General features: G+C 64.7%; 12 protein-coding genes and 1 pseudogene. 6 read left to right on the forward strand and 7 right to left on the reverse strand.

Translation table 11 applies throughout. The annotated features are described in order from the left end of the window. Nucleotides 1-145 precede the first annotated feature (145 nt). The 4 genes and pseudogenes from Q2941_RS29600 to Q2941_RS29615 all read left to right on the forward strand — a co-directional run bounded on the left by Q2941_RS29600 (nt 146) and on the right by Q2941_RS29615 (nt 4,642). Nucleotides 146-1,606, forward strand: coding sequence for a D-alanyl-D-alanine carboxypeptidase family protein (locus Q2941_RS29600; RefSeq protein WP_458194579.1), 1,461 nt, complete (start codon nt 146-148; stop codon nt 1,604-1,606). Between the two features lie 189 nt (nt 1,607-1,795). Beyond that, nucleotides 1,796-3,481, forward strand: a complete 1,686-nt coding sequence (locus tag Q2941_RS29605) for a long-chain fatty acid--CoA ligase (RefSeq protein ID WP_254110207.1) — start codon at nt 1,796-1,798, stop codon at nt 3,479-3,481. Between the two features lie 12 nt (nt 3,482-3,493). Continuing rightward, a pseudogene (locus Q2941_RS29610) lies at nt 3,494-4,047 on the forward strand (DUF924 family protein). A gap of 109 nt (nt 4,048-4,156) precedes the next feature. Beyond that, the gene (locus Q2941_RS29615; RefSeq protein WP_027520654.1) at nt 4,157-4,642 is read left to right on the forward strand and encodes a peroxiredoxin; all 486 of its coding nucleotides are present in this window, start codon (nt 4,157-4,159) and stop codon (nt 4,640-4,642) included. A gap of 193 nt (nt 4,643-4,835) precedes the next feature. Here Q2941_RS29615 and rnhA read toward each other — a convergent pair whose 3' ends face one another. Genes rnhA through ispH form a run of 3 tightly spaced genes read right to left on the reverse strand, consistent with a single transcriptional unit; the run spans nt 4,836 to nt 7,255 of the window. After that, a complete protein-coding gene (gene rnhA, locus Q2941_RS29620) occupies nt 4,836-5,300 on the reverse strand; it encodes a ribonuclease HI (RefSeq protein ID WP_027520655.1) in 465 nt (154 codons plus the stop codon). Continuing rightward, nucleotides 5,297-6,280, reverse strand: coding sequence for a homoserine kinase (locus tag Q2941_RS29625; RefSeq protein WP_458194580.1), 984 nt, complete (start codon nt 6,278-6,280; stop codon nt 5,297-5,299). Before Q2941_RS29625 ends, rnhA begins: the two co-directional genes overlap by 4 nt. 6 nt (nt 6,281-6,286) lie before the next feature. Continuing rightward, a complete protein-coding gene (gene ispH / locus Q2941_RS29630) occupies nt 6,287-7,255 on the reverse strand; it encodes a 4-hydroxy-3-methylbut-2-enyl diphosphate reductase (RefSeq protein ID WP_027520657.1) in 969 nt (322 codons plus the stop codon). A 246-nt stretch (nt 7,256-7,501) separates the two neighbouring features. Here ispH and Q2941_RS29635 point away from each other — a divergent pair, with 246 nt between their 5' ends. Then, complete coding sequence (locus Q2941_RS29635) at nt 7,502-8,194, forward strand: DUF1013 domain-containing protein (protein ID WP_027520658.1); 693 nt, start codon at nt 7,502-7,504, stop codon at nt 8,192-8,194. Between the two features lie 161 nt (nt 8,195-8,355). On the opposite strand, the gene Q2941_RS29640 is transcribed toward Q2941_RS29635, so the two are convergent. Next, nucleotides 8,356-8,898 carry a hypothetical protein gene (locus Q2941_RS29640; RefSeq protein WP_458194581.1) on the reverse strand — a complete coding sequence of 181 codons (543 nt, stop codon included), beginning with the start codon at nt 8,896-8,898 and terminating at the stop codon, nt 8,356-8,358. A 119-nt stretch (nt 8,899-9,017) separates the two neighbouring features. On the opposite strand from Q2941_RS29640, the gene Q2941_RS29645 reads away from it, so the two are divergent. Beyond that, nucleotides 9,018-9,659, forward strand: a complete 642-nt coding sequence (locus tag Q2941_RS29645; protein ID WP_254110203.1) for a DUF2306 domain-containing protein — start codon at nt 9,018-9,020, stop codon at nt 9,657-9,659. A gap of 9 nt (nt 9,660-9,668) precedes the next feature. Here the strand turns inward: Q2941_RS29645 and Q2941_RS29650 are convergent, their stop codons facing one another. The 3 genes from Q2941_RS29650 to Q2941_RS29660 all read right to left on the reverse strand — a co-directional run bounded on the left by Q2941_RS29650 (nt 9,669) and on the right by Q2941_RS29660 (nt 12,313). Then, nucleotides 9,669-9,875 (reverse strand): DUF6494 family protein, encoded by a 207-nt coding sequence (locus tag Q2941_RS29650; RefSeq protein ID WP_027520660.1) that lies wholly within the window; start codon nt 9,873-9,875, stop codon nt 9,669-9,671. A gap of 25 nt (nt 9,876-9,900) precedes the next feature. Further along, nucleotides 9,901-10,170 carry a hypothetical protein gene (locus Q2941_RS29655; RefSeq protein ID WP_458194582.1) on the reverse strand — a complete coding sequence of 90 codons (270 nt, stop codon included), beginning with the start codon at nt 10,168-10,170 and terminating at the stop codon, nt 9,901-9,903. Nucleotides 10,171-10,390: 220 nt separating this feature from the next. Further along, nucleotides 10,391-12,313: a propionyl-CoA synthetase gene (locus Q2941_RS29660; protein WP_458194583.1), complete on the reverse strand. Its 1,923-nt coding sequence runs from the start codon at nt 12,311-12,313 to the stop codon at nt 10,391-10,393. Nucleotides 12,314-12,360: the final 47 nt, after the last annotated feature.

Raw genomic sequence — 12,360 nt, forward strand, 5'->3', positions numbered from 1 at the left:
CGGGCCCAGCCCCCTGTTCTCGGTGAACGAGCCGGTATAGCTTTGCACCCGCCGCAGGCGGCGGCGCTGACATACGCTTCAAACCCGAACCTCAGATCATGAGAACCGCATTATCGAGCGGCTCTCCAAGGACCGGAATCGGATAGTGCACTTCTTTCGCCCGCTGCTTCGCCTTGCCCCGTTGAACCTGGCCGTCGTGGCCGCCGCGCTGATGCTGCTTGCGCCGCGCGACGCGCGCGCCGAGGCGCTGCTTCTGATCGAGGCCGAGAGCGGCAAGGTCTTGCAGGCGGAAAATGCGACCATTCCCTGGTATCCCGCCTCGGTGACCAAGATCATGACCGCCTATGTCACGCTGAAGGCGGTGAAGGACGGCAAGCTCACGCTCGACACGCTGCTGACGGTCTCACCGACGGCCGCTTCGCAATCGCCCTCGAAGATGGGCTTTCGCCCCGGCACGCAGGTCACCGTCGACAACGCGCTGAAGATGATGATGGTCAAGTCGGCGAACGACATGGCCGTGGTGCTCGCCGAGGGCGTCGGCGGTTCGATCGACGGCTTCTCGGCGATGATGAACCAGACCGCGCAAAAGCTCGGCATGACGCAGACGAGCTACGTCAATCCCAACGGCCTGCCCGCCGACGGCCAGATCACCTCGGCGCGCGATCTCGGAATCCTTTCGCGCTCGTTCCTGCGCGACCTGCCGGAATACGAATATTTCGTGCATATCCCGGCGATCCGTTTCGGCAAGCGCATCACGCCAAACTTCAACAAGCTGATCGGCCGCTATCCCGGCGCCGACGGTTTCAAGACCGGCTTCATCTGCGCCTCCGGCTACAACCTCGTGGCATCGGCGTCGCGCAACGGACGGCGGCTGATCGCGGTGGTGCTCGGCGCCAATTCCGGCACCGCGCGCGCGGTCAAGGCGGCGCAGCTTCTCGAGCGCGGTTTCTCGCAGGACACGCTGTCGTGGTTGCGTCCCGCGCTCGGCACGGTCGACAGCCTCGCGCCGGTCGACGCCTCGCCGCCGAACCTGCGTGACGAGATGTGCGGCGGCCACCGCAAGCGGCCGGCCAGCGACGACGACGATGCACTGATCGCAACCAATGGCGGCACGGGCGGATCGACGTCCCTGACCGGCGGCGAAGCCCAGGTGACGTTCTTCACCGCCGGCCTGCAACCGCCCACGATGAAGGCTTCGGATCTGATGGCCTCGGCCGCGGCGGCCGTCGAGCCAGTGCCGGTCTATACCGGTCCGACCCGCACCGGCGCAGCCCTGATCGCGGCGGTCGCCGCCGATGCCGACCAGCAGGCCACCCCGAAGGCGCGTGGCAAGAAGTCACGTGTCGCCAAGAAGCCCGACGCAACCGACAAGCCAAAGGACGCCGGCAAGGACACCAAGACGACGGCCGCAAAGCCTGATGCCAAGTCGGATGCCAAGAGTGATACCAGGACCGCGGCAAAGCCGGCTGGGATCAAGCACGCTGCAGCCAAATCCGATGCGGCGGCGAAACCCGCAGAGAAGCCTGCATCTAACGGCGATCAGGCGTCCAAGCCCGCCAAGCCCAAGGCCGCCACCAAACCCAAGCCGACGGCCAACAACAGTTAACGGAACAGCAGGCGACGCTGAGGCCGCACCTCGCAGGTGCGACAGCGCGAATTCCGACGATTCCAGTAGCCTCCCCTCGCCCTTTGCCCTAAGCCTCGACGGCTTGCCACCGGTTCCGGCAGGCTCAATACTGCCGGCAACGAGGCAAGCCCGAGACACAACGGGCTCTGGTCAAGGAGGGGAGTTTCCATGGAGCGCATCTGGCTCAAGCAATATCCGCCCGGCGTGCCAGCCGATATCGAGCCGACGCAATACGCATCGCTGGTCGATCTCCTGGAGGAGAGCTTTGCGAAGTTCGCCGACCGCAAGGCCTTCATCTGCATGGACAAGGCGATCAGCTACCGCGATCTCGACCAGATGTCGCTGGCGCTTGCCTCCTATCTGCAAGGCCGCGGCCTGCAGCGCGGCGCGCGCGTCGCGATCATGATGCCGAACGTGCTGCAATATCCGGTCGCGACCGCGGCCGTGCTGCGCGCGGGCTTCGCGGTCGTCAACGTCAACCCGCTCTATACGCCGCGCGAGCTCGAGCACCAGCTCAAGGACTCCGGCGCCGAAGCCATTTTCGTGCTGGAGAATTTTGCCCACACCGTCGAGCAGGTGATCGCCAAGACGTCCGTCAAGCACGTCGTCATGGCGAGCATGGGCGACCTGCTTGGCTTCAAGGGCGTGATCGTCAACCTCGTCGTTCGCCGCGTGAAGAAGATGGTGCCGGCCTATTCGCTGCCGGGCGCGATCGCCTTCAACGATGCGCTGGCGGCGGGCCGCAGCGCGACCTTCAACAAGCCAAAACTGTCACCCGGCGACGTCGCCTTCCTGCAATATACCGGCGGCACGACCGGCGTCTCAAAGGGCGCGACGCTGCTTCACCGCAACATCGTCGCCAACGTTCTGCAGAACGACGCCTGGCTCCAACCGGCGGTCGCCGCGCCTCCGCATGTCGACCAGCTCATGATCGTCTGCGCGCTGCCGCTCTATCACATCTTCGCGCTGACGGCCTGCTACCTGCTCGCGGTGCGTGCCGGCGGCTGCAACCTGTTGATCCCCAACCCGCGCGACATCCCCGGTTTCATCAAGGAGCTGGCGAAGTATCAGGTCAACAGCTTCCCGGCGGTCAACACGCTCTACAACGGGCTGATGCACCATCCCGACTTCAGGAAGCTCGACTTCTCGAAGCTGAAGATCTCCAACGGCGGGGGCATGGCCGTGCAGCGCCCGGTCGCCGAGCAGTGGAAATCGGTGACCGGCTGCTTCATCGCGGAAGGCTATGGCCTGTCGGAGACCGCGCCGACCCTCACCTGCAATCCGGCGACCACGACCGAGTTCTCCGGCTCGATCGGCATTCCCGTGCCCTCGACCTGGATCTCGATCCGCGACGACGACGGCAACGAGGTGGCGCTGGGACAGCCCGGCGAAATCTGCGCCAAGGGCCCGCAGGTGATGGCGGGCTACTGGAACAGGCCCGAGGAGACCGCCAAGGTCATGACCGCGGACGGCTATTTCCGCACAGGCGACATCGGCGTGATGGACGAGAAGGGTTACATCAAGATCGTCGATCGCAAGAAGGACATGATTCTGGTCTCGGGCTTCAACGTCTATCCGAACGAGATCGAGGAAGTGATCGCGAGCCATCCGGGCGTGCTCGAATGCGCCGTGATCGGCATTCCCGATGCGAAGTCGGGCGAGGCGGTGAAGGCCTTCGTGGTGAAGAAGGACCCGAACCTGACGGCCGAGGACGTGATCAAGTTCTGCCACGAGCAGCTCACCGGCTACAAAGTGCCCAAGCACATCGAGTTCAGGACCGAGCTGCCGAAAACCAATGTCGGCAAGATTTTGCGCCGGCAGCTCCGCGACGAGAAGAAGGCCGAGGCGGCGTAAGCCGGCGCCTCGGTGCCTGATGCCAACGACATTGCGCCGGCCGGCGTTCTCGCCTTCTGGCGCGAAGCCGGCGGCGAGCGCTGGTACAAGCGCGCGATGCCTTCGATGCCGAAATCCGCAGCCGCTTTCTCGAGCTGTGGCGGCGCGCGGCGAATGGAGACTTATCATCGTGGGAAGCGGGCGATGACGGCGCGCTGGCGCTCGTCATCGTGCTCGACCAGTTTCCCCGCAACATGTTCCGCGGCGACGCCATGACCTATGCGAGCGATGCGCTGGCCCGCGAAGTGGCCCGCCGGGCGCTCGCCCGCGGCGCCGACGGGCGGGTCGATCCAGCCTTGCGCGAATTCTTCTACCTGCCGTTCATGCATTCGGAGCATCTGCCCGATCAGCTGCACTGCGTCGCGCTGTTTCGGAAGATCGACGACTGCGAAAACCTGAAATACGCCGAGGAGCACGCCGACATCATCCGACGGTTCGGCCGCTTCCCACACCGCAATCGCATCCTCGGCCGCGAAACCAAGCCGGACGAGCAAGCGTTCCTGGATGAGGGCGGCTTTTCCGGCTGATGACATCACGGTGAAGGGCTACGAACCCCGCGCGCTTTGCGCATCGGAAATATTGTGCGGCCCGGCCGCCCGGTCTACAAAGCGGAACCGATTTTCAGGGAGAATGACGATGGCGATCCAGATTGGCGACAAGCTGCCCGAGGCGAAATTCCGCGTGATGACGGCGGAGGGGCCGCAGGTCAAATCGACCGACGACATTTTCAAGGGCAAGAAGGTGGCGTTGTTCGCGGTCCCCGGCGCCTACACCGGCACCTGCCACAAGATGCATCTGCCGAGCATCTTCCTCAACGCCTACGCCATCAAGGACAAGGGCGTCGACACCATCGCGATCGTCTCCGTCAACGACGCCTTCGTGATGAACGCCTGGAAGCGCGACACCGACCAGCGTGACGAAGCGACGTTCCTCGCCGACGGCAATGCCGACTTCACCAAGGCGATCGGCATGGAGCTCGACGCCTCCGCCAACGGTCTCGGCATCCGCTCCAAGCGCTACTCGATGCTGGTCGAGGACGGCGTGGTGAAGAAGCTGAACCTCGAGGCGATGCCCGGCAAGGTCGAGGTGTCCGGCGGCGATACGCTGCTCGGGCAGCTGTAAGGGGGCCACCGCTTTCAGTCACCTCTGACGCTGTCATGCCCCGCGAAGGCGGGGCATCCAGTATTCCAGAGGCAGCGAGATTCACAACGACCGCCGCGGCGTACTGGATCGCCCGGTCAAGCCGGGCGATGACGGCGGAGAGTGTGGCGGCGTCTGCAGCGATGACTCCCGGAGCGCGCTGCGAGGCGTCCGCCTACTCCCCGACCCTCTGCTGCAACCTTGCCTTCGCGATCCCGTCGCGCGCCAACTGATCGGCGCGCTCGTTTTCGGGGTGGCCGGCGTGGCCCTTGACCCAGTGCCAGCGCACCTCATGCGCTTTCAGCGCAGCGTCGAGGCGCTGCCATAGCTCGACATTCTTCACCGGCTTCTTGTCGGCGGTGCGCCAGCCGTTGCGCTTCCAGCCATGGATCCAGCCGGTGATGCCCTGCCGGACATATTGGCTGTCGGTGTAGAGATCGACGGTGCAGGGCTTCTTCAGCGCTTCGAGCGCCGAGATCGCCGCCATCAGCTCCATCTGATTGTTGGTGGTGTGGCGTTCGCCGCCGTTCAGCTCTTTCTCCTTGTCGCCGAACCTCAGAATCGCGCCCCAGCCGCCGGGCCCGGGATTTCCCGAGCACGCGCCGTCCGTGAAGATCGTGACATTGGGCAGCTCGCTCACGCGACCAGTCCTGACGGCAAGAGGCCATAGTCGCGCACGCTCGAAACGCTCTGGTGGAAGCGGAGCTTGCGGACGTATTCGACCGGGTCCTTGGGACGCACCAGCGCGCCGGGCGGCACGTTGAGCCAGTCGACCAGCCGCGTCAGCAGGAAGCGGATCGCCGCACCCCGCGCCAGCAGCGGCAGCGCGGCTTCCTCCGCCTCAGTCAACTTTCGCACGCGACCATAGGCATTGAGGAAGGCGCGCGCCTTGGTGACGTTGAAGGAATGATCCGGCTCGAAGCACCAGGCGTTGAGACAGATCGCAACGTCATAGGCGAACATGTCGTTGCAGGCGAAGGTGAAGTCGATGATCCCGGAGAGCTTGTCGCCGAGGAAGAAGACGTTGTCGTTGAACAGATCGGCGTGGATCACGCCCTCGGGCAGTTTGGTCGGCCAGACACCGCTCGAGAGATGGTCGAGCTCGGCTCCGAGGAACGCACGCAGGCCTGGCTGCACCTCGTCGGCGCGGGCGGCAGCCTGGTCGAACAGCGGCCGCCAGCCGGACACCGAGAGCGCGTTGGCGCGCTTGATCGCAAAATTGGCGCCGGCCAGATGCATCTTCGCCAGCGCCTCGCCGACGCCGGCGCAATGCGCAGCGTTCGGCTTGCGCGGCCAGATGCCTTCGAGAAAGGTGATGATCGCCGCCGGCCGTCCCGCAAGCTCGTGCAGCGCCTCGCCGTCCTTCGCCTTCACCGGCAGCGGACAATTGATGCCGTGCTCGGCCAGATGCGTCATCAGCGCGAGGAAGAACGGCAGGTCGTTCTTCGCCACGCGCTTCTCGTAGAGCGTGAGGATGAACGAGCCCTTGCTCGTGTGCAGCAGGAAGTTGGAGTTCTCGACGCCCTCGGCGATGCCCTTGTAGGAGAGCAACTCGCCGAGATCGTATTGGCTCAGGTAATCCGCAAGCTCGTCGGCGGCGACGTCGGTGTAGACCGCCATACAAGACTACTCGGCAGCAGCTTCGGGGCGCAGCGAGCGCGGCAGCGGGAAGAACTCGTTCTCTTCCGCGGCCGATACCGTCTCCACATGCAGCGCGTAGCGCTCGGCAAAGGCGTCCATGATCTCCTCGACGATCACCTCCGGCGCCGAGGCACCCGCGGTGATGCCGAGGCTCGTGATGTCGCCGAACTTGTCCCAGTCGATGTCGCTCGCCCGCTGGGCCAACACGGCGATCTTGCAGCCCTCACGCTCGGCGACCTCGCGCAGGCGCTGCGAGTTCGACGAGTTCGGCGCGCCGACCACGATCAGCGCATCGACCACAGGGGCCACCTTCTTCACCGCGAGCTGGCGGTTGGTGGTGGCGTAGCAGATGTCTTCCTTGTGCGGCCCGTTGATGTTCGGGAAGCGCTCCTTCAGGAGCGCCACGATCTCCGCGGTGTCGTCGATCGACAGCGTGGTCTGGGTCACGAAGGCGAGGTTGTTCGGATCCTTCGGGGCGATTGTCTTGGCGTCCTCGGCGGTCTCGATCAGGGTCACGGCACCGACCGGCAGCTGGCCGAGGGTGCCGACCACCTCGGGATGATGGGAATGACCGATCAGGAAGATCTCGCGGCCACGCTTGAAGTGAATCGCGGCCTCGCGGTGCACCTTGGTCACCAGCGGGCAGGTCGCATCCAGCGAGAACAGGTTGCGGGACTGCGCGTCGGCCGGAACTGACTTCGGCACGCCATGGGCCGAAAACACCACGGGAGCGGTGGTATTTTCCGGGATCTCAGCCAGCTCCTCGACGAAGATCGCGCCCTTCTTCTTCAATCCATCCACGACATATTTATTGTGCACAATCTCATGACGAACATAGACCGGGGCGCCATACATGGTGAGCGCCCGCTCCACGGTGTCGATGGCCCGCACCACCCCCGCGCAAAAGCCGCGGGGAGAACAAAGCACGATCTTGAGGTCTGGTTTGGCTGACATGAAGCGATCTCGGGACCGAATCACCCAACGGCCATTGGGCCGGGACCGGTCGATTGATGAAATAGGGCTTGGCACGGACTGCTAGGGACTTGGGCCCCCTTTCGGGCGCTGTCAAGGCACTATCTATAGCAGAACCATTGCGTGAATGGCCCCTCACGGCTTATATAGGGGTTAATTCCCGTCATCGCTGATGACCCCCCGGTTTCGCCTCCAAAGAGGTGGGCGAAGCACAAAGGAGATTTGCCCATGAGCAACGCACCTCTGATGCCCAAGGCGACCGCCGTCTGGCTGCTCGACAACACGGCGCTGACCTTCGATCAGGTCGCCGATTTCACCAAAATGCACCCCCTGGAGGTGCGCGCGATCGCCGACGGCGACGCCGCCCAGGGCATCAAGGGCATGGACCCCCTCTCCAACGGCCAGTTGACCCGCGAGGAGATTGAGAAGGGCGAGAGAAACCCCGACTACCGGCTCCGCCTCCAGGAGAGCAAGGTGGTGCTGCCGCCCCAGCCCAAGCGCAAGGGGCCGCGCTACACCCCGGTCTCGCGTCGCCACGAGCGCCCGAGCGCCATCCTCTGGCTGCTGCGTAACCATGCCGAGCTGAAGGACGCCCAGATCATGCGCCTGGTCGGCACGACCAAGAGCACGATCGCGAGCGTGCGTGACCGCACCCACTGGAACACCGCCGGGCTGACGCCGATCGACCCCGTCACCCTCGGCCTCTGCTCGCAGATCGAGCTCGATTTCGAGGTGGCGCGCGCAGCCAAGGAAAAGCCGATCGACGCAGCCTATGGCGGCGCCACCCTGCTGCCGGCCTCCGAGACCACGAAGAAGGACGAATACGAGCCGGCGGAGAAGAGCAGCGACGACCTCAACGTCGACGCCGTGTTCGCCAAGCTGAAGACGCTCGGCGGCAAGAAGCAGGAGGAAGAGGAGTAGGTTGCAGCTCCTCGGCTGAACGTCGAAATCGATTCGGACGCGGCGGGGCCATCCGCCGCGTTTTTGTTTTTTGGGCACAGCGGATCGCGCGGCCCCTCATTCTGAGGAGCACGGTACGGCCTTCCCGGCGGTTGGCTTTCACCGGTTCAACGGCGAAAGCATCACGATGTCTTCGCATCCGGACGGCACAGCGCGTCGCCACTGCGGGCCATATTGGAAACGAACGGATACGAGCGGCGCATGACGCTGAAGTCGGCGCGACTATCACCCAGGATTTGCAGGCGCGGCGCGTCGTTGGTGCGGAAGACGCGAGCCCGGACAAAGTAGGGCTGCGCTCCAGGCGCCAGTTCGAGCTTGCCGCTCAGGCTGACAAATTCCGGTCCTTCCTTGGACTGCTTCACCCGCAAGACCGTGGCGCCGCACATCCCCTCCACTACGTTGACGCCGCACCAACCCTCTCCACAGGATGAGATGTCGAGAACGAGCTTGTCGCCGGGCATCTCGTCGACCCAGCGGCCCCCAAGCGCGAGGGCGGAAAGGTCGGACTCGGCATGTGCCTTGCCGGCGAAGCAAACCGACGCGGCGTTTGCAACGACAAACGGGAGCGCGATCGCAGCAGCCCATCGCGCGAACATCGGCCTATGGCGACGTCCACCGCCCGCCAGGATGAAGTCGCGAAAGCGTGTCAGGAACGTGACGGTCATGGTGTATGCCTTCCAGAGTGATCCATTTGTGTCGTGCTCTCGACGAGGCGGGTTCACGCGCAAGCGCCGCGACAAAGCCGCAGCGGTGAGCAACGTTCCACGGAAGCTCAATCCGACCGATGAGGCGTCCCGGCATTACAATCACGATTGCAATCGGCTTGCTGACATTGCCGATCGGGCTTGCGGCGGTGGCATCGGGCCTCGGCGTGCTGCGCCTGCCCTACCCGTTATTCGTCGTGCTTCAACGCCTCCCGATAATCTTTTCGCTGCACATGATCGCATCGGGCGCGGCGCTCATGATCGTTACCCTCGTGATCCTGCTGCGGCGATATCCGGCGTGGCACCGTCCGCTCGGCCGTATCGCGGCAGGGTGCGTGCTGATCGGCGGCTTTACATCCCTTCCCGTCGCGATGGCGAGCGAGGCGAACGCGATGGCGCGCGCCGGTTTTATCGCCCAGGGGACGGTCTGGATTGCGCTGACGGTTGCCGGTCTTCTCGCGCTCAGGGCCAGGGATTTCCGGCGCCATGCGCGCTGCATGTTGGCCATGGCGGCCGTGACGTCGGGCGCAATCTGGCTGCGGCTGGCGACCACGGCAGCGGTGCAACTGATGTGGCCTTTCGCACCGGCTTACGCCTCTGCGGCCTGGCTATGCTGGCTCGTGCCGCTCTTGATTGCGATCGGCTCAACGCGTGGACTGGCGGCCGGCCCCGGCGCGTCCCCCGATCTGGCGCGTCTTGCAAATGCCGTGAACAAAGCCTGAAATACTTCGTCAACCCAGCTCGATCGTGTCGTCGACCTCGTGGACGAGTCCGACGCTGTCGATGGTCAGCACCATCTTCGCCTTCAGCTTCTCATGCCCCTTGATCTTGCCGCCCGCGATCGCATCGCGCACGGCCTTCTCGATCTCGCGTTGCGAGGTGACGCCGACTTGCTTGAGGAATTTACGCAAGGACGTGTTGAACTGGTCCTCGTTCATGACGGCCTCCGTTGACCGGGCCGGCTTACGGCCGCTCCGGATGGTTGAGCATGTACTCGCCGAGATCGCGCTGGCGGCGATCGGCGCGGGCAGTCGCGGCGCTGCGCTGGACATCGCGGTCCTTGCGGCAAGCGACGTATTCGGGCGAGCCCTGCGCATAGCCGCGGCTCTGGCAGGCGGCGTCGTCATCGTCGTTGCCCATCGCCACCGGCGCCTGGTTGCGCGCAGCGCAGGCGGACAGGGCCAGCGCAAGCAGAGCAGCTGTGAGAAAGCGCGACGCAGTCGTGATGGGCATAAGGGGTCCTCGATTTGCCAGGCACTCTGTAGCGCGGAATGAGGAAAATGTAAGTCTCCCGACGTGCTTTCGCATGCCCGCGAAGGCGGGGCATCCAGTATTCCAGAGACCCCGAGAGATGCGGAGAGGGCGCGGCGTACTGGATTCCCCGCTTTCGCGGGGAATGACAGCGGAGGCCGAAGCGATGGCGTCCCGTCACGCTCGCAGGATGCGTTTCGCCTCACACTCTTCCCTTCAAGGCATCCCCGATTTCATCCAGCACCTTGGGATCCTCGATGGTGGCCGGCATGGTCCATGACTCGCCGTCGGCAATCTTCTTGATGGTGCCGCGCAGGATTTTTCCGGAGCGCGTCTTGGGCAGGCGGCCGACGGTGATGGCGAGCTTGAAGGCCGCGACCGGGCCGAGCTTATCGCGCACCAGCGCGATGATCTCCTTCTCGATCTCGGCTGGCGCGCGCTTGACGCCGGCCTTCAGCACCAAGAAGCCGCAGGGCACCTCGCCCTTGATTGCGTCCTTGATCCCGAGCACGGCGCATTCGGCGACATCAGGATGCGAGGCGAGGATCTCCTCCATGCCACCGGTCGACAGACGATGGCCGGCGACGTTGATGATGTCGTCGGTGCGGCCCATGACCCAGACATAACCGTCCTCGTCCTTGTAGCCGGCGTCGGAGGTTTTGTAGTAGCCGGGGAATTCGGTGAGATAGGCTTCCTTGAAACGCGCGTCCTGATTCCACAACGTCGGCAGGCAGCCCGGCGGCATCGGCAGCTTGATGACGATCGACCCCATGGTGTTGGCGCCGACGGGCTTCGCAGCTTCATCCACCACATCGACCTGATAGCCCGGCATCGGCACGGTCGGCGAGCCGTGCTTCACCGGCAGCTGACCGAGGCCCACCGGATTGCCGGCGATGCACCAGCCGGTCTCGGTCTGCCACCAGTGGTCGATGACAGGCACCTTCAACTGCGCTTCCGCCCATTCCACCGTCGGCGGATCGGCGCGCTCGCCGGCGAGGAACAGGGTGCGGAATTTCGACAGGTCGTATTGCCGGATGAATTTTCCGTCCGGATCCTCTTTGCGGATCGCGCGGAAGGCGGTCGGCGCGGTGAACAGCGCCACCGCCTCGTGCTCTGATATCACGCGCCAGAACGCGCCCGCGTCAGGCGTGCCGACCGGCTTGCCTTCATACATGACCGTGGTCGCGCCATGAATCAGCGGGCCGTAGACGATGTAGCTGTGGCCGACCACCCAGCCGATGTCGGAGCCGCACCACCAGACCTCGCCCGGCTTGACGCCGTAGAGGTTGAACATCGACCATTTGATTGCGACGAGATGCCCGCCGTTGTCGCGCACCACGCCCTTGGGGATGCCGGTCGTGCCCGACGTGTAGAGGATGTAGAGCGGATCGGTGGCCGCGACCGGCACGCAAGGCGCGCGCTTGCCGTCGTTCAGCGCCTTGCGGCGCAGGCTCGCCCAGTCATAGTCGCGGCTCGGTGTCAGCTCGCATATATGCTGCGGACGTTGCAGGATGATGCAGGCTTTTGGCTTCGCCGTCGCCAGCTTGATCGCCTCATCGAGCAGCGGCTTGTACTGCACGATGCGGCCCGGCTCGATGCCGCAGCTTGCGGAGAGGATCAGCTTTGGCTCTGCGTCGTCGATGCGGGTGGCGAGCTCCTTGGCGGCAAAGCCGCCGAACACCACCGAGTGCACCGCGCCGATGCGCGCGCAGGCGAGCATGGCGACCACGGCCTCCGGCACCATCGGCATGTAGAGGAGGACGCGGTCGCCTTTGGCGACGCCGAAATCCTGCATGATCGCGCCGAGTGCCTGCGCCTCTTTCAGGAGCTCGGCATAGGTAAATCTCGTGACGCTGCCCGTAAGCGGGGAATCGTGGATCAGCGCGAGCTGGTCGGCCCGGCCGCGTTCGACGTGGCGATCGAGCGCGTTGTAGCAGGTGTTGACGACGGCGCCTGCGAACCAGCGGCCATAGGTGCCCTGGGCGGGGTCGAAAACCTTCTTCGCAGGCTCGATCCAGTCGATCTCCTGCGCGGCCTCGGCCCAGAAGCTCCCGGGGTCGGCCAGCGAGCGCGCATGGACCTCGTGATATCGGCTCTTTCCTTCGAGGCTTCCCTGGACGTTCATACCCGGCTCCCGTTTCCTCTTATTCGCTGGCTTTGACCTGACGGCGA

The sequence above is a fragment of the Bradyrhizobium sp. UFLA05-153 genome (assembly GCF_054185185.1).